Source organism: Rhizobium sp. BK650 (assembly GCF_014195325.1).
Lineage (GTDB): Bacteria > Pseudomonadota > Alphaproteobacteria > Rhizobiales > Rhizobiaceae > Rhizobium.
This window is the reverse complement of record NZ_JACIBK010000013.1, coordinates 137,203-154,360: the sequence shown is the minus strand read 5'-3', so window position 1 is coordinate 154,360 and position 17,158 is coordinate 137,203. Positions and strand designations below refer to the sequence as shown.

11 protein-coding genes are annotated in these 17,158 nt (G+C 60.6%); 8 read left to right on the top strand and 3 right to left on the bottom strand.

Annotated elements, in window-relative coordinates; all coding sequences use genetic code 11:
* Positions 1-2: 2 nt before the first annotated feature.
* Complete coding sequence (locus FHX15_RS25790; protein WP_184401209.1) at positions 3-5,987, bottom strand: DUF3320 domain-containing protein; 5,985 nt, start codon at positions 5,985-5,987, stop codon at positions 3-5.
* A gap of 253 nt (positions 5,988-6,240) precedes the next feature.
* On the opposite strand from FHX15_RS25790, the gene FHX15_RS25785 reads away from it, so the two are divergent.
* From FHX15_RS25785 to FHX15_RS25750, 8 genes are all read left to right on the top strand, one after another.
* A complete protein-coding gene (locus tag FHX15_RS25785; RefSeq protein WP_184401208.1) occupies positions 6,241-7,026 on the top strand; it encodes a DNA-binding response regulator in 786 nt (261 codons plus the stop codon).
* Entirely contained in the window at positions 7,023-7,589 is a 567-nt protein-coding gene (locus FHX15_RS25780) for a hypothetical protein (protein ID WP_184401207.1), read from the top strand. The genes FHX15_RS25785 and FHX15_RS25780 overlap by 4 nt, the downstream gene beginning before the upstream one ends.
* Before the next feature lies 1 nt (position 7,590).
* A complete protein-coding gene (locus FHX15_RS25775) occupies positions 7,591-10,986 on the top strand; it encodes an ATP-dependent helicase (RefSeq protein ID WP_184401206.1) in 3,396 nt (1,131 codons plus the stop codon).
* Positions 10,987-11,069: 83 nt separating this feature from the next.
* Entirely contained in the window at positions 11,070-11,759 is a 690-nt protein-coding gene (locus FHX15_RS25770; RefSeq protein WP_184401205.1) for a multiubiquitin domain-containing protein, read from the top strand.
* A complete protein-coding gene (locus tag FHX15_RS25765; RefSeq protein WP_184401204.1) occupies positions 11,759-12,145 on the top strand; it encodes an E2/UBC family protein in 387 nt (128 codons plus the stop codon). Before FHX15_RS25770 ends, FHX15_RS25765 begins: the two co-directional genes overlap by 1 nt.
* Positions 12,142-13,488 (top strand): ThiF family adenylyltransferase, encoded by a 1,347-nt coding sequence (locus tag FHX15_RS25760; RefSeq protein ID WP_184401203.1) that lies wholly within the window; start codon positions 12,142-12,144, stop codon positions 13,486-13,488. The genes FHX15_RS25765 and FHX15_RS25760 overlap by 4 nt, the downstream gene beginning before the upstream one ends.
* Entirely contained in the window at positions 13,481-14,956 is a 1,476-nt protein-coding gene (locus FHX15_RS25755; RefSeq protein WP_184401202.1) for a phosphotransferase, read from the top strand. The genes FHX15_RS25760 and FHX15_RS25755 overlap by 8 nt, the downstream gene beginning before the upstream one ends.
* Positions 14,953-15,480: a DUF6527 family protein gene (locus FHX15_RS25750; RefSeq protein ID WP_184401201.1), complete on the top strand. Its 528-nt coding sequence runs from the start codon at positions 14,953-14,955 to the stop codon at positions 15,478-15,480. The genes FHX15_RS25755 and FHX15_RS25750 overlap by 4 nt, the downstream gene beginning before the upstream one ends.
* A 58-nt stretch (positions 15,481-15,538) precedes the next feature.
* Here FHX15_RS25750 and FHX15_RS25745 read toward each other — a convergent pair whose 3' ends face one another.
* Together FHX15_RS25745 and FHX15_RS25740 are read right to left on the bottom strand one after the other, a co-directional pair.
* Positions 15,539-16,786, bottom strand: a complete 1,248-nt coding sequence (locus tag FHX15_RS25745) for a type II toxin-antitoxin system HipA family toxin (RefSeq protein WP_184401200.1) — start codon at positions 16,784-16,786, stop codon at positions 15,539-15,541.
* Positions 16,779-17,114: a helix-turn-helix domain-containing protein gene (locus FHX15_RS25740; protein ID WP_184401199.1), complete on the bottom strand. Its 336-nt coding sequence runs from the start codon at positions 17,112-17,114 to the stop codon at positions 16,779-16,781. The genes FHX15_RS25745 and FHX15_RS25740 overlap by 8 nt, the downstream gene beginning before the upstream one ends.
* Positions 17,115-17,158 lie beyond the last annotated feature (44 nt).

Below are 17,158 nucleotides of genomic sequence, written 5' to 3'. Positions count from 1 at the left end.
GGCTACTCGAATGAATGGGGGGTTGAAATATGCTGCCGCGCTCTCGCAATCGCTTCGTCAAGCCGTGCACGGGAAACAGCGGCAAGGCGTTCGACACCAAGCAGCCGAGCCAGATCTCGCGCGGGATCTAATTGGTCCAATAGATCGGGATTGTCGAGTACCACAAAAGCGAGTTCCGCAAGCGGGATATCGGCGATCGATCTGCGTGCATCCTCGCTGGCTGGTTGCCGGTATGGAATAATTTCGGAAACGGTTCCCACCTTCCAGACGAACTCGCCGCTCGATTCCCTGGTCGTGTGGAGACCGCGGAGATGAAGGTCGATCCTCTCTCGGATTCGTCCACCGGTACGCAACCAGCCGTGCGCTCGCGAAATGCGCTGGGCTAGTATGTCTGTGCGTACCGGGCTTTCGGTTTCGATGACCGCTTCGATCATACCTCGCAGGGTATCTCTATAGCCGAATTCGAAGAACTGATCGGGATTGGCTCGGAAGCTGGACAGATCGGTGACACGATATCGCTGTCCATCCGATGCTTCGTCGCCGACCGAAGCGGCAGGTGGTTGCGTTCCCACCGATTCAAACATGCTTGAAGAGGGCGGCGTCTCCGCAGAGACGAGTTCGGTCTCGACGATCGCTGGAGGCAAAATAGCCTGCTCGACAGGAGGGGCAGCTTCGTCGTCATGAATTTCGTCAATCCCCTCCACCTCGTGCCCCATGTTCCAACGGGTCGCGGTGTCCTCCGTTTCCGTAGCACGGCGCGCCCTGCTCTCCTCCAGGAGGGCTTCGAGGCTGGCATGGAGTCGCTCGGCGCAGCCTGCCGCATCGAACCACCAATCGGTCGACCAGACTCGCAATATGTTCCAGCCAAGACCTCTCAACACCTGTTCACGGACCTTGTCGCGGTCTCTGGCGGTGGCCGATCCGTGGTAAGTGGCGCCATCGCACTCCACGCCCGCCAGATAGCTACCAGCCAAATCGGGATGGCGGATACCGAAATCGATCCGAAATCCGGAAATCCCAACCTGCGGCACGACCCGCCAGCCGTGGCGCTCCAATTGCGCAGCGACGGCCTCCTCGAAGGGGGAGTCGAAACCGCCGACAGAACCGATATCCTGGGCCGGCAGGGCAATCGCGCCACGGTCGGCATAGTCGAGGAATGTCTTCAGATGTTGTACGGCGAGTGCCTTTGTGCGGGTCGGGTCGATCTGGTCAGCCGTGAAGCCGGAGAAGACGATGAGTTCCTGCCGCGCACGTGTCACAGCAACATTGAGGCGGCGCTCGCCACCGTCCCGGTTGAGCGCGCCGAAATCCATCGTGAGCTTGCCAGCGGCGTCCTTCCAGAACGTGATCGAAAACAGGATGACGTCTCGCTCGTCGCCCTGCACGTTCTCCAGGTTCTTGACGATCGTGGGCTCGACCCGTTCCTCGACAAAGAACCACTCGAGCTCCGGATCGTCTCGGCGCGCGGAATCGAGGAGATCGAGGATCAGCGACTGCTGCTGCGCGTTGAAGGTGATTATCCCAAGCGTCGGGCGATCTTTTTCAGGCAATTTCAGCCACGCCTTCATTCGGGAAACGGCTTCTTTTGCGACTGCCTCTGCTTCGATCCGGTTGGTTCTGCTCTTCCCACGGTCGTAAATGCCGTTAGGTACCTTGCGTAGATGTACGGCGCGGTCTTCAACGGCAGGCGACGGAAACGTTACCAGACGGTTCTGGTAGTAGTGATGGTTTGAGAAAGCGATCAGAGACTCGCTTCGGCTGCGATAATGCCATCGCAAATCGCGGACTGGAATGCCAGCTGCCTTCACCTCGTCAAGAATGCTCTCCAGATCCTTCTCATGGTCGGCGACGTCCTCCTCGTCCTCGTTGCGCCCGAAGAAGTTCGTCGGCGGCAACTGCTTCGGATCCCCGACAATAATAGTCTGGCGAGCCCGCGCGATGGCGCCAACAGCGTCCCAGGTTGTTATCTGCGACGCCTCATCGAAGATCACAACGTCAAACAACGCTTGGTTCGGTGGGAGATACTGAGCAATGGAGAGCGGCGACATAAGCATGCAGGGCGCAAGCTTTGAAAAGTTCTGCGGCATCTTGCCGATCATGTCTCGTATCGACTGGCTCGGCCGTTGCAACTCCATCTGGTAGCGCAAGAGGCCGAGTTCCGAATTCCGTGGAACGCTCTGAACGGGCGGTAATCCGTGGGCAATCACACTGACGACACGTGAAGTAGCGTGTGATCGAACGAGATCATCGATTTCACGAAATTCACGGATTGCGTTTTCGTGCTGGAAACGGCGGAAACTCCGCAGAACACGGTCTGCGTCCAGAACCTTAGGAAGCCACCACCTCGCGTAACCGAGGCGAAACGCAGCTCGCGCTTCATCGGGCCGGATCACCCCATTCTCAATCTGTTCGACCAGAGAGGACAGGTTCGCGTGCATTGCGCGGCTTCTGATCCGGCACCAGGCGGACCAATCGCGAAGCAGATGTCGTGCACCGATGAGAGCATCAAGCTTCTCCCTAAGCGTCGTAGGGTCGACCACGTCTTTCTCAATAGAGCGATCCCACCCCGCAATCGTGCTGAAGCGCTGTCGCGCTTCCTTAAAGCCTTCGACTGCGGCAAGAAGCCTGTCTCCCGCTTGCCGGACGCCATCGTTTTCAACCACTGCGTGGAGACATGGCGCGATGATGCGGAGCGCCGACCGTATCTCCTCCTGATCACGTCCCGGAAGCGGCATGGTGGCACGAAACTCTCGCGCCAGTTCCAGAGTTTGGGTAACCACTCCGACATCTGTACCCAGGCCGTGTACCGGCAAGGGTTTTCCGTTCAACAGGTTCTGGTCGATCGCCGCCAGGCAATCCTTCATGCGGCGCAATAGTGGGAGATCCCGCTCCGGTTCCGCAGTACCTTTATCGGCATAGCTTTGCAGCAGCTTTTGAATCTTGCGCTTGGCAAGCATCGCGTTTGGCCAAAACGAAGCGTTCGCCTCTCGCCATTGGCGATCTAGCACGTCCGGATCAAGGTCTCGAATGGCGGAGGCTCCATAAGATGCTGCGAGTCCGCGCTCTGCTTCGCGATAGGCCTCGATAGAATTTCGAAGACTTTCCAGCGCCTCGGCACATCGCGCGAAGTCCCGATCGAATACGATCGTGATGTCGCGACCTCGGCATTTCTGCAGTGCTCGCGCTAGACCTTCCAGTGCTTGGAGTTCGGCTTGTGAGGACCGTTCCCGCGGCTTCAGGCCCATGCTCGCGAGATACCCGTCGATTGAGCTGGCCAACAGATCGATCGCATTCTGCAAGGATTGTGCGGACGCTAACAACCCATCCTGCCAGGCGGAAGTCCATTCGCCAACCCTCACAAGGTCCAGTGCCGGCTGCCGCTCGACCGATGCGAAGACCAGGCCGAGTTCGCCCGCAAGGTCTTCAAGCTCGCATAGTGTCTGCGCGTCATGAGCGTCCCGTTCCAACCATGACAAGGCTGGTGCCGGAGCGTCGACAGCCTTGAGAGCGATGCCCAATGCCAGATAAGGCGTCCATCCGTTTGGGTAACGATTGTGCAAAGCCTCGACGTAGGCATTGAGCTCGTCGCGGCGCAATCGAAGTCGCTCGTTGATCGCCACCCACTCCGACGCATCTGTCCGGCCGCCATACTCCCAAGCTGCCTTGAGCTGTCCAAGGAAATGTCGGCGATCAGCCTTGTGCGAGTGCAATTCGATACAGTGATCTCCGAGGCCATGCGTGCGTAACCGACGATAAACAACGTCGAGCGCAGCCGTCTTTTCAGCGACGAACAGGACCGTTTTTCCCACCGCAAGGCAGTTCGCGATCATGTTTGCGATAGTCTGGCTCTTGCCAGTACCGGGAGGACCGACAATGACGAAATCTCGGCCCTCAGCGGCCGCCAGGCTTGCCGCTGTCTGGGATGAATCTGACGGAAGAAGGCAAATGATGTCCGCTGGCGCGTAAGCAAGATCGAGCTCACGCTCATCGCGGAACGCCGATTGCCCGCCGCCTTCTTGGAAGGCGTCCTCCGGCGTATCGATCAGATGGCGGACCACGCGGTTCTCGCGAAGCGCCTCGGTGCGTTCGACGAGATCCTTCCACATGAGGAATTTCGCGAAGGAGAAGGTCGACAATGCTGTCTCGTCCACAACCTCCATACCAGGCACATCACGGACCGCCTGCCGCATCATCGCGAGAAGACGTGGGACATCCACCCCATTGTCATCGAGCGGCAGATCGCCGCCGAACTGAGGAAGCGTCAGGTCAAAATCCCGTTCCAGGAATTGCAATAGGGTCGCATTGAAGCGCGGCTCATCCTCATGAAAGCGGATCGTGAAGCGCGAACTGGCACTGCGGCGCTCAAGCTTTACCGGAACCAACAAAAGCGGCGCTCGATAGCTGCGCTCATCTTCCGGTTTCTTCTTCCACCGCAGGAAGCCGACGGCAAGAAAGAGTGTGTTTGCTCCGCCCTCGGCGAAATCATTACGGACCTGCCTGTACAGGTCGATCAACCGAGCCTCAAGCTGGTGGATGTCCAATGGTGACGGCAGTTCGTCCCTTAGTAGAGCTTCGGCAGCAAAATTGCGCTGAAGATCGCGGCCGTGCACGTCGCGATAGAGCGCCGCGTCCCGTTCGCCGAGTGGGTTCTGTTCGGGCAATGAAATGATCCGTACTGCAGCGCCATTCGCGAGTCGGTCTTCGAGATAGGCAACGTCAGTACAAAGAAATGGAATCGTCTTCTTCGATTCTGGAAAGTTGAGGAGCCGGTTGCGAAGGGTGAGATCCAACAGCTTCTTCTGCCATCGGTCGATGCGGCCGGCGGCGGTGGTCGGTTTGACCTCGATGATATCAGCCGGTAACTCACCAAAACTGGGGGCTGAGGGAAGTGGCAGATCTGCGACGGATGACATTTCATCATCGAGGACATTGCGCCGGATCGGCTCATGTGAGGCGAGTGGCATGACCCCGCCGCTTCTCGATCGCCTGACATCGATCGCCGCGACGAATGCGTGAGCTTCGCCTTCTCCGAGACGGCTGTCCAGGGCCCGCTGTGCACTTTCCAAGGTCATGGCGGGACGATGCGTCACGCCAGTCGTTTCAAACACTATCAGCTCGCGCGATGCCAGGGCCTTTCGGACCTCCATATGATCCGTCTCGATCGCATGGGCAAACGTTCTCTTGGACAGCCATACACCAACTGCCGCATGCCCGTCGAACATCAAGACGACCGGATGTAATCCGGCGGCTTCCAGCCCGGCGGCAAAAAGAAGGGAAGTATCAAGGCAGGTCGCCAGCCGCTCCTCGGCAATTGTGCTGGGACGCCGAATCTTCTGGCCGCGGCTCTCGAAACTTGCCGGTGGCTCTGCGTAGTGCAACCCCATCCCGGCAACGGCTGAATAGATAGCTGCGGTGATCATGTAGGCCCGCTTAGGATCCTGCGACTGATAGCCGTCCAATCCTCCTGGCTGACCGTGTGCAGCTAGCCTTTCCGCTGCCATCCGGAGGATTTGGGCAACTCCCGGATCGTTCGGCATGACGAAGGCTGGCAGCAGTTGCACCATATCGGCAACGCCTCCCCATTCGTCCCGCGCAAGCAGTCTGACGGGAAGGCGCCGTTCGTCCAGAATCTCTCCACCCCTGGATAGGCGTAGCGTGATCTCACCGCGCTCTGCCTCATTTAGGCCCGAGAGATAACCAGCGTCGAATTCGACCTTTCGATCGACCAGCGAGAGCCGATCGCTCGGCATCAGACGATCAATGATCCATGATTTCGGCCTTAGAAACGAAGGCGAAGACGTCAGATCGAGGCGGCAGTTTTCAATGTTCCTAGCAGTATTATTCTCAATCAGAATTGATCGGATGACCGGGATGGCATTTTGGTAAGATGCGTAGGTGAAGCTGGCGGCAACATCGACAACAACGGCAGGATTGTCCGATTTGTCGGCTTCCTGTTCCTCGATACCATTATTTTCGAAAATCTGCATTGCTCTCTCCCCCTGGTGAGCGAGACTAGCGGTGTTTTTCAACTTTAAGAAGACCAGTATTAGAGACAAGATGAACTTTTAAGACGTTTTCTTTGAAGGCCTGGGCCGAGTCATAGTCCGACTCATCGACCACGAGACTAGCCTTCAAGAGGCCTTGTCGCATTTTAAGTCCGGTGCCCCGCTCGACATCAACTTAAAGATGTTGGATTTTCGAAATGTGATTCGAATCAAATTTTGACGCAGAGCCGACAAAATGAACCCGCGGACCATCCCGCCGCTCAGCAAATATACAAGAATGACCGAGGTCGAGGCCGAGATTGCCAGTCTTGAAACGCTTGGGTTCGACGAACTTATTGCGCGTTGCGAAATTTCCGACCGCTCGAACCCCGGCTATATACGCTCGGAATCGCTGGTCCACAGGATGCGGGCGACGCGGTCGGACAATAATGACGCAAGGTTCAACCGGTTGTTTGTGCTTTTTCTCCGGCGCATCGCCCGCGCGTTGCCGCGCGCCGAACGCACGGTCGACGGCAAAGTTCTGGTCGATGCGGCCACGAAAGACATCAACGATGCGGCACTCGATCGTATTCGCCTGCTCGTCACCCTTGACCGCAGTGGCGGCGACCGTCTCGATTTCTACGAGGTCCATTTCGACGAGGCGGTCGCCAAGCTTCGCCTGAGCGCACGCAGGCGTGTCTCCGCTCGCGCCGAACGCGAGACCCCGATCGAAGTCGATGACGACAGTGGGGTTCTCGTCGCGTCGGCCCAGACCACCGGCGCGCATGCAAATGATGCCGATGATGCAATTCTTTCAGATCCTATTTTCCGGCCTCGGCTGTTGGCGGCGATTGAAGCTTTGCCACAGGAACAAAAGGAGGTCATCACTATGACGCTTGCAAATATCCCGAGCCAGTCGAGCGATCCTGATATTGCTTCAATCAGCGGCCTCTTGCACTGCGATCCGCGCACCGTGCACAATCGCCGCAAGCGGGCTATTGCCGCATTGCGACAGGCACTCGGCCTCGGAGAGGACAAATGAGCAAAAATCAGCCGACCCCTGAGACATTGCTGACAAGCTTCGCTGTCGATTTCCGCAAGGATCCTGTGTCGCTCGGCCTCTACTGTCAGCGCTATCCGCAGAATACGCACGACTTCGTCGCGCTCGCCCATGAACTGCTCTTGTTGCAGAGCGTTGAACAGGACACTCCCATCGACGCGGCCACCGAACGATGGATTGCCAACCTCCCCGCTACCGGCCCGTCCCAGACCAGCCCCTTTGCGGGCCTTGATCGTTCAGCCTATGCCGCGCTCCGCGAGACCCTCGGCGTTCCCGGCCCCGTCATCAACGCCTTTCGCGATCGATTGATAACGCTCGGGAGCGTGCCGCTGTCCTTCCTAGAGAAGTTCGCCGCCGGGCTGAATGTCGGCATCCAGGAACTTGCGGACCATCTTTCCGCTCCTCCGACCCTGTCGCGCGGGGTCCAGTACAAGTCGGACGGCAAGCCTGGGGCGGCAAGCGACAAGCTAAGTTTCAAGGCGGTGCTGGAAGAGGCGAATGTATCCCCGGAACGCATTGCAGAACTTCTTCTCGACGAGGACTAGGATGGATACGGTCGAACTCGGCCGTCAGGAGGCCGCAAGGATCCACGCCCGTCTGGTTGAACAAGGCATCGATCCCTGGGACCCGTTGGCGCTGGTGGAAGCGGCCGCCGATCGCTGCGGCATCATCGACATAACCGGTTTGAAACCGGGCAGCGCGCTTCTGGCCCAAGCACGTGCGAGCTACGACCCGCACAGCCATAGCATTCTGCACGAAGACACCGGCAATGCGTTCATGAACGCCTTCCTGATCGGTCACGAAATCGGCCATGCCACCCTCGGTGACGCGCGATTGCCCGATCAGGCGCGCGACCCAGATCCGGCCCGTTCGGTCGAGGCGGCGCCCGATGGCGAAGAGCGCGTCGCCGATTATAGTCGCAAGTCGCGTCGCGAGGTGCAGATGGACCTCTTTTCGCGCGAGCTGCTGATGCCGCGCGCCTTCCTGCGTGAGCAACACCTGGCGGGCATGAGCGCGAACGCCATAGCGGCGAAGCTGGGCGCACCCTACGGCGCGGTTGCCCAGCAATTGTTGGATGCGCTGCTCCTGCCGTCGGTCGAGCTCAGACAGGACGCCGGAGACACGTCGCCGCTGAACGATCGTCAGGCGCGTGCCGCAGCCCACCGCGGTGGTGCCTTTCTGCTCGAGGCGGGCCCGGGTACGGGCAAGACGAAGACCCTCGTCAGCCGCATCTGCGACCTCATCGACAAGGATGCGGTCGACCCGCGCACTATGGTCGTCCTGACCTATTCCAACAAAGCGGCCGGCGAATTGTCGGAGCGTATCGCAAAGCGTGCCCCGCAAGCTGCAGCGGCCATGTGGATCGGCACCTTCCACGCCTATGGCCTCAACCTGGTGCGCAGCTATCATAGGGAGCTCGGGTTTGCTCGCGAACCACGGCTGCTCGATCACACCGAAGCCATCGATCTTATGCTCGACAGGGTCGCCGGTCTTGATCTTACCCACTACCGGGATCTCTCCGATCCGACCGACAAGCTGCGCGATCTCCTGTCTGCGATCTCCCGGGCGCAGGATGAGGTCGTGCTTGCGCCAGATTATGCCGCTCTCGTCGACAAGTTGGCCGCTTCGGACGGCGCGCCAGGCGGACGGGCGGACCGCGCCCGCGAAGTCGCGCGCGTCTATGAAAGCTACAGCGACCTGAAGAGGTCGCTCGACTGCGTCGATTTTGGCGATCTCGTCGCCTTGCCAACGCATCTGCTTGAGACGCGCCCCGAGATCGCGCGCGCCGTAGCCGCCGATATCGGCCATATCCTTGTCGACGAATATCAGGATGTGAACCGGGCAAGCGTGCGGCTCCTGCAGCAATTGAGCCCAGGCGGTCGCAACCTCTGGTGCGTCGGCGATGTCCGTCAGTCGATCTATCGCTTTCGGGGCGCATCGTCCTTCAACCTTTCCCGTTTCGAGACGCAGGACTTCAGGGGCGGCAGCCGCGATCAGCTGGAGGTGAACTATCGCTCGGTGGGCGAGATCGTCGACAGCTACCAGGCCTTCGCAGAAGGCATGCAGATCGAAGGGGCCACGCCCGTGGCGTTGAAATCGAACCGCGGGCCCAGCGGCAATCCGGTCGAATTCCGCTCCATCGACGGCGACACCGAAAGGGAAATTGACGCTCTCGCCGACGGCATCCTGGAAATGCGCAATGCCGGTCATGCCTTCCGCGACCAAGCGCTCTTGTGCAGCGGCAACGACCGGCTCGCCAAGATCGGCGCCGGCCTCGAGGCCAGGGGCATTCCCGTCCTCTATCTTGGCAGCCTGTTTGAGCGGCCGGAGGTGAAGGATCTTTTGGCATGGCTTTCGCTGTTGATCGACCGGCGCGCCATGGCGCTTGCGCGCGAGTTCGCCACACCGGGGCTGACGATACCGCTTGGCGATCTTGGTCGTTTCAATGAAGCACTCAATAACGACACGGCCAGGCCACTCGATTGGATAAAGCACCCGCCTGCCGGCCTCAGCGAGCCGGCCGCGGCGGCCGTTGCCGCCTATTCCTCCTTGCTTGCCGGCTTCGACGGAAATTCTCCGCCCTGGGATACCCTGGCGCAATTGTTGCTCGACCGCAGCCGTGTGGCGGCACAGATTGCCGGCGCTGGCAACATGCAGGCACGCGCAAAAGGGATCGCCCTTTGGCAGTTGATGAATTTCGTGCGGGCCCAGCCCGCAGGCCGCAGCGGGGCCATTCCCGCCCTGCTCGAGAGGATCCGCCGGCTTGTGCGGCTCTCCGACGACCGGGACCTGAGACATATCCCGCAGGCGGCAGGCGGCATCGACGCGATGCGGTTGATGACCATGCATGCGAGCAAGGGCCTTGAGTTTCGCGTCGTTCACATCCCCGGCATGGCGAAGGGTACCTTGCCGCGCAACGCCGCCGCGCCAGCCTGTCCGCCGCCGGACGGCATGATCGAAGGATCGGACCTTGACGGCGAAAGTTTCGCCGAACGCGAGCATATGCAGGAGCAGCAGTGCCTGTTTTATGTGGCCCTGTCGCGGGCGCGCGATCGGCTCCTCGTCTATGCGCCCGGTCGCACGAAAAAGTCCGAGCGACAGCCCTCCCCTTTCGTCGCCCGGCTCGGATCCGGTCTGTCTCGGCTGTGCGTTACACCGTCCAGCTTCAATCTGCCGCCCGATAACCCGTCGATCCCGATGATCTATCACGGACAGCCCCTCTTCCGGCAGAGCGAGCTTGCCCTCTACGAGCGCTGTGCGCGCCGTTTCTTTTATACCCATATCCTCAAACTCGGCGGCCGGCGCACCACGACTGCCTATGAGGACATGCACGAGATCGTCCGGCAGGCGGTCCGCGAGCTGATCGCCACCGGCACCATCGCGACGGACACGGCCGGGCCGGATGAGATCGTCGAACGTCTCTGGTCGGCCTCGCCTCTTGCTGCATTGCCGGCCGCGCCGGCCTATCGCCGCCTTGCCGGCGAACTCGTCAGGCATTTCGTCGCCATGAACGACGGCAGGCCCATCGCCCCGGCGCACCGCCTGTCCTTTACGCTCGCCGGGGCAACGATCGAAATCGAGATCGACTATGCGCAGACGGATGCCGCCGGCGTGCTGAGGGAATTGCGGCAGGTCCAGACAGGCCACAGGCGCACGACGGCGATGGAAGGCGCTGCCGTCATGGCAACGCTCCTCGCCGTCAACGATCAGGCACCTGGCTGCAGCGCCGAAATCCTGTTTCTTTCCGACGCAGGCCACGAGCGCCTCAGCCTGAAGGATGGGCCGCTCGACACGCGGCGGCGCAAGCTCGAGGCCAATATCGCCGCCATACTGTCCGGCCAATTTCCGACCAAGGCATCGCCGCGCAGCTGTCCGAAATGCCCGGCGTTTTTTATGTGCGGAACCGTGCCGGGCGGAACATTCGAAAAAAATTTCGCCTGACCTTTCCGGTTATCGTTCCTCGCAGGGATTGATCCATTGCACGTCACAGCAGACCGCGGTGACAATCATGAGGATCAATTCCGATGCAAGATAACAGTAGCAACAAGGGCCATCCCGCCGAACTCGCCGTCGACGGTATCGTCTTCAAGCCGATCGCGCTTTCCGACCCCGTGCCACTGGGCCGCCAGATTCTGGGCGCCGGCAAACTTGCGCCGCCCGAGGTCTATAGCCTCTTTGCCATTCTTCAAACGGGTGACTTCGAGGATGTCCGTCTCGACGAAACCTTCGATCTGCGCGCCAAGGGCACGGAACGTTTCATCGCCTTTACCGGTGACCGTATCTTCCGCCTCTTTGCCAACAACCGGGAAATCAAATGGGGTCTCGAAACGATCAACGAGGCGGCGCTGCGGCTGTTCAGCGGCGCGTCAGACAATGAGGCGGTTTTTCTCGAGGTTCGCGGCGGCACCGACCGACTGATCAAGCAAGACGAAGCCATCGACCTCACGCGCGACGGCGTCGAGCGCTTCATCACCGCGCCGCGTCCGAAGACCTATCACTTCTTCGTCAACGGCCAGAAATACGAAACCGACCAGCCGCAGCTGACCGGTCTGCAGATCAAGGCACGCGTTTCGGGCTGGAACCCCGAACACGATCTTATGCTGGAAGGCCATGGCGACGATCCGGACCGCATCATCGCAGACGACGGCATCGTTGATCTCGATGTGACGCCTGCACGCCGCTTCTCCTCTGTCCCGAAGGCGAATTTTGGCTAATGAGCACGATCCTCGAACGTCAATTTGACGACCTCCGGGCGCGCTTTTCAGCTGCCGAAAAACGCCCCTTGCCGAGCGGAACGACGCTCGTGAGCGTACCGGCCGTCCTGCTGCCCGAAGGATGGTCGGCAAGGCAGACCACGATCCGTTTTCTGGTTCCGGTGGCCTATCCTTACGCCGCCCTGGACTGCTTCTGGGCTGACAATAACCTCAGGCTTTCCTCCGGCAACCTGCCGCAGAATGCGGCCTCGGACAATGCGATCCCGGAAACCAGCGAAAGCGGGCTGTGGTTTTCATGGCATCTGACAACGCCATGGGACGCGAACCGCGACACGCTGTCGGGCTGGATGAACACTATCAACGATCGGCTACGGAGGCTTCAATGAGCGGACTTCGCACGCTGCAAGGGACCTGCAGGAGCCTGGCCGACGATCTGCTGGCGGCAACCGCCGCCGAGGCGTGCGCAATCGGCTACGCTCATTTCGACCCGATTACCGAAAGCTGGGTGCTTGCTGAAGCCTCGCCGGTCGACCAGTCGGCCTATGTGAGCCGGACCTCGACGTCGGTCTGCCTTCACCCCGCCGTCCTGGTCGACATTGCGAATCGAGCGCGCGCCAAGCGCCTCAGCCCCGTCATGATCCATACGCATCCGCACGCCGCCGGGAGGCCTGTCTTTTCGCTGATCGACGATGCCGGCGAAAAGGAGATGAAGGCCTTTTTCGATCGGCGTGCCCCGCAGGCGAGACCATTGGCAATGGTGATCGGACCGCAAGGGCTGAGCGCCCGCCGTCTCGGCCTGCAGACGCCCGTCGACGTCTGGGAGGTCGGAACCGGGCTGACGTTGTTGAGCGACGAGGCGGGAGGTTTCCAGGAGGGCGATCTGCGCCACGATCGGCAGATCCGCGCCTTTGGCCGGGACGGCCAGCAGATGATCGCAAGGCTGAAAATCCTGGTTGTCGGCGCCGGCGGCACGGGATCGGCGACAGTGCAGCAGCTTGCCTATCTCGGAGCCGAAAACGTGACGATCGTCGATCCCGACAGTGTCGAGGCGACCAACCTCAATCGGCTAATCGGGGCGACGGCAGCAGATATCGGCACGCCGAAGGTCGATGTCGCGCGCCGGGCCATACTTGCCGTCAATCCGAAGGCGGCTGTGCAGGGCATTGTCGGCGATATCATCGACGGCCCGGTCGCAGGTCTGATCGGCGGCTTCGATTTCATCTTCCTGTGCACGGATTCGCATGCCAGCCGCGCCGTCGTCGGTCAGGCCGCCTACCAGTATCTCGTGCCGACCATCGATCTCGGCGTCAGTCTGACGGTTGCCGACGGTCTGGTCTCGCACATGACCGGCCGGGTACAAATGCTGGCGCCCGGTCTGCCCTGCCTCACCTGCACCGGTGCCTTGAACGGCGAACAGATCCGCCGTGAGATGCTCACCCCGACACAACGCGCAGCCGATCCCTATGTGCTCGGCGCACATGTTCCCCAGCCCGCGGTCGTTTCCATCAATTCGACGGTCGCCTCGCTTGCGATCACGATGTTCCTCGGAGCCGTCACGGCCATGCCCGCGCAAAGCCGCTTCCAATATTATGACGGCGTGCGCGGCACGGTGAGGCCAACGGCTGCCGCCCAGCGCTGCGGCTGCATCGTCTGTTCACCGTCCGGCGCGCTCGGCCATGGCCCCAGCTGGCCGTTGCCCGTCCGCCCCGCAGGAGCACACCATGTTTGACGAACGCCGCAACGTGCTGTGGATCGGTGAAGCGCCCGGCGCACTGATGATGCGTGAGTTTGCCAATCGCCGTTGCATCATAGAACGATGTGATCCGACATCGCTGCTTCCAAATGCTGGCTTCGCACGTGCGGTCGTCGTGAACGTCAACGGGCGGCAGGAAGATGAGCTCCTCCAGGCGATCGGACGCGACGCCCTGCAGCTTGTGGATCACGGTCTGCGTGTCGATGTGATTGCCCCCGACGATGCCGCGACCGGCCGTATCCAGGATCGTCTGGGAACGCTTGCCGGCTTGCCTTCCGTCGGCCTGCATACCGCGCCTCAAGCGCCCGCCATCGCCGAGGTGATCGCCCGCTACGATGCGGGCAAGATACCGCGCCTAGACCTGGACATCAACACGGCCGATGACCGCGAGCCGTTGCGCGAAGCCGACAAGATCCTGTTCAAACGGGCTTTTCCTCAATGCAGCAGGATTACGCTTGTCGAACTGGGTGGCGGGCGCTCGGCGGCGCGGGTCTTTGCCGTCCATATGATCGTCGACCGTTCCAACATCGGTGCCTGGCCGCAACCAGCATTCGCAAAGCTCGATCGGCGCGATAAGATAGCGCAAGAACACGACAATTATCGGAATTTCGCCGAGCGCTTCATCCCGTTCGGGCTGCGTCCCAATATCGATGAATTGATCCACGGCAGCCAGCGCAGTCTTCTCGTCGGCAGTTTCGTGGACCGCTCGGAATCGCTCTGGACGCTTGCCCGGCGCAATGTCGCAGGACCGGCCATCACCGCCCTGTTGGACGAAACCTTGGGCGGCTGGCGCGACCAAGGTTATGCAAGCGATCCGGTCAAAGGTGCCGTAGCGGTTGCCCTCAGGAATATCGGCTTATGGAACCCGGATCGGATTGATCCTTGTTACGTTGAGCGCGCCACCGAGGCCGGGGTCTTCGAGACACCGGAGATGTTGTGGACCGCTCTTGCATCACTCGAGCAGACCTATCGTCAAGCCCCGATTCATGGCGATCTGCATGGCGATAATGTACGGGTGCGCGGATCGAGTGCCATCCTGATCGATCTGGCTTCGGTGACGCTTGGCCCCTTGACCGCAGATCTTGCAGCACTCGAAGCCTGGCTGGCATTCGAGGTCCCGCCCGACGTCGACCAACACCGCTACGATGATCCGGATTGGGCCACAGTGATCGAAAGGATCTATGCGCCAGCAGCCTTTCGCCATCCCCCGGGGCCTGCTCGACCGGCAACGCGCTTTGCCTGGATTGAAGCGGTCGTTCGCCAAATACGCACGATGGGGATCGCCATTCAGACCTGCCCCGGCGAATATCAGACCGCCGTCGCCGTGCAGCTTCTGCGGCGCTGCCAATGGGCGGATGGTCCCGATGCCGACCGCGGTCGCCGCGCAAGGGGCTACCGGATCGCCGCCCATCTTGTTGCCGACCTTTGCGGAGGAACACCATGACTTCGCCTGCGCGCAAAATCCGCTGGCGCGGAACGGGCGAATATCGTGATGAGACCGAAGCCTTGCTCGAACACCCGGGCGATACCGCCGCCGTCATCCGCACCCGCCCCCGTTCGCTGTTGATAAAATGCCCAGACGGGTGCGGTGACACCCTGGTCGTCAACCTTGATCCTCGAGCGGGCAAGGCATGGTCTCTGATGGTTCGGGACGAGCGTTGCACGCTTTATCCGTCGATATGGCGCGAGGACGGCTGCCGCAGCCATTTTATCGTCTGGCGTGATCATATCGTATGGTGCGGGCGCTTCGAATACGGCAATGAAGAACCGTCCTATGACGGTCGCCTCGAAGCCAAGGTCATCGCCGCACTGGATGAGGCGACCTATCGTAGCGGCTCCGATATCGCCATCGATATCGACGAGATCCCGTGGGATGTTCTGAGGGTCTTGCGGCGACTAGTCCGGGGCGAGATGGTCGAAGAAGGCGATAAGGACCGGCGAGGGCATTTTCGGCTTGCGGGTGGCTGACAGCAATGGCGTGGATTCGTTTGAAAATAACCCGCTTAAATCTAGGCCGCTGCCTTCATTACAGTACAGACGCTCGCTTCAGGTCGTCATGCTCGAATGCACTGGCCATACGATTGATTTCGCTATTCCGCGCGCCAACCGCCTTGGCCGTATCTCGCCAGGTCGAGGTAACGGTCGCCACCTCCTTAATGATGGTTCGTCCTTGGGCAAGCGTGAGCGCAAAATATCCTGATGCAGCCTCTAGGAGATCGAGCGAGCAGGTGCCTTCATCGAGATCGATATTGGTGGTCAGCACCCGTGCCTTAAGATCGGTCGGAACGGGATTGAGATCGTAGGCCGGCGACAACGACCAGCCCGCCTTTCCCAGCCACAGGAACCCGTGATTGCGCAGATGATCGTCGACATTGGAGATCAGCACGTTGAAGACTACCCGCCGATAAAGAGCGTGGGCGTCGGTCTTTCCTTGGGCCCCGTGCTCCGCGAGCGCATCGACAATTTCGGGATAACTGCCGCGCTCGCCGTCCCTGGCACTCATCATCGCCATTGCCGACAGAAACGGAATGCGAATGACGCCACTGCGGTCGAAGCGTCGAGACAACATGACGGCTTTTCCGGCCACTTCGATTAGTTCGTGCCTTGGGGTCACTATACCGGCCTGATCGGCGAGCCTAAGTGCGATCTCCTCCCAGGTCTCCATGCTGTATTCGTCGGTCTCCTTCGGAAACTTGGCGATGGAAAGATGGCCATGCTGATCGACAACTGAGGCTTTCGGTCGCGCGCCGCCCAGTGACGAACCCGGAGCGAAAATGAGCCGGAGGTCTTCGTCCGTCTCCTCGTCACGCAGAATGCGCTCGGTGATCTGCAGAAGCCGACCAAGCTCGATGACGGCGGGAACACCGTTCTGGATGGGAGCCTGGAAGACCTCCTCTCCGATCCGCCGGAATCGAAGCGCGCCTAGACGGGTTTCGTCGGCAACACCCAGTAGGTAGTCGCTTTCGGCGAGGGTGCGAACAGCTCGCGCCTCGCGTTCCGCGCTGCGACGCTCCGCGCGTTGCATGAGCCGTCGCCCCCAGGTGTCAGGAGCAGAGTCTCCAATCGACCCGAACGTTGCCAATCCTGCCGGCGGAGCGAAGGCCCCGCGGGTCAATGCGAGCGCGGGCTCCAGCGAGAAGCGATCAGGATCCTTCAGCCAGGCATCGTCATACTCGAACAGTATAGTCTCAGACCCGCGGATGCGATTGCTCCGCGCTAGTCCAATTCTGCGGGTGTCTCCAGCAAGGTCGATATGAACCTCGAAGTCAGCCATCGCGAGACGATCCCGACGCTGGCTTCAAGCGAACGCGCTTTGGCAGATCGGCACTGGCAAGCGCCTGGCCGACACTGTCGTTGCTAATGTCTGCAATCTGGGCCAGCTCGTCGAGCAGCCCTAATGCCTGGAGGACGCCCGCGTAGATACCGATGCTGACATTCGTGTCGCCCGCCTCGATCTTTTGCAGCGTCGAGCGCGAGGTAAATGCTCGTTCCGCCACCACAGCCATCGGCAGCTTACGTCGACGACGAGCATCCTGGATATCCGCACCGAGCTTTCGCAAAGCTCGCCTGACGGCCGCCGATGGTTGATGTGGGGTAGGCATGTGAGACCTTCACGCTACAGAAATTAGCCTTATGTAGCACGAAG

Bases quoted from the DNA above. Each gene is read 5' to 3' on its own strand.
- FHX15_RS25750 (WP_184401201.1), top strand. From the start codon at position 14,953: ATGACTTCGCCTGCGCGCAAAATCCGCTGGCGCGGAACGGGCGAATAT.
- FHX15_RS25785 (WP_184401208.1), top strand. From the start codon at position 6,241: ATGAACCCGCGGACCATCCCGCCGCTCAGCAAATATACAAGAATGACC.
- FHX15_RS25775 (WP_184401206.1), top strand. From the start codon at position 7,591: ATGGATACGGTCGAACTCGGCCGTCAGGAGGCCGCAAGGATCCACGCC.
- FHX15_RS25760 (WP_184401203.1), top strand. From the start codon at position 12,142: ATGAGCGGACTTCGCACGCTGCAAGGGACCTGCAGGAGCCTGGCCGAC.
- FHX15_RS25745 (WP_184401200.1), bottom strand. From the start codon at position 16,786: ATGGCTGACTTCGAGGTTCATATCGACCTTGCTGGAGACACCCGCAGA.
- FHX15_RS25780 (WP_184401207.1), top strand. From the start codon at position 7,023: ATGAGCAAAAATCAGCCGACCCCTGAGACATTGCTGACAAGCTTCGCT.
- FHX15_RS25740 (WP_184401199.1), bottom strand. From the start codon at position 17,114: ATGCCTACCCCACATCAACCATCGGCGGCCGTCAGGCGAGCTTTGCGA.
- FHX15_RS25770 (WP_184401205.1), top strand. From the start codon at position 11,070: ATGCAAGATAACAGTAGCAACAAGGGCCATCCCGCCGAACTCGCCGTC.
- FHX15_RS25755 (WP_184401202.1), top strand. From the start codon at position 13,481: ATGTTTGACGAACGCCGCAACGTGCTGTGGATCGGTGAAGCGCCCGGC.
- FHX15_RS25790 (WP_184401209.1), bottom strand. From the start codon at position 5,987: ATGCAGATTTTCGAAAATAATGGTATCGAGGAACAGGAAGCCGACAAA.
- FHX15_RS25765 (WP_184401204.1), top strand. From the start codon at position 11,759: ATGAGCACGATCCTCGAACGTCAATTTGACGACCTCCGGGCGCGCTTT.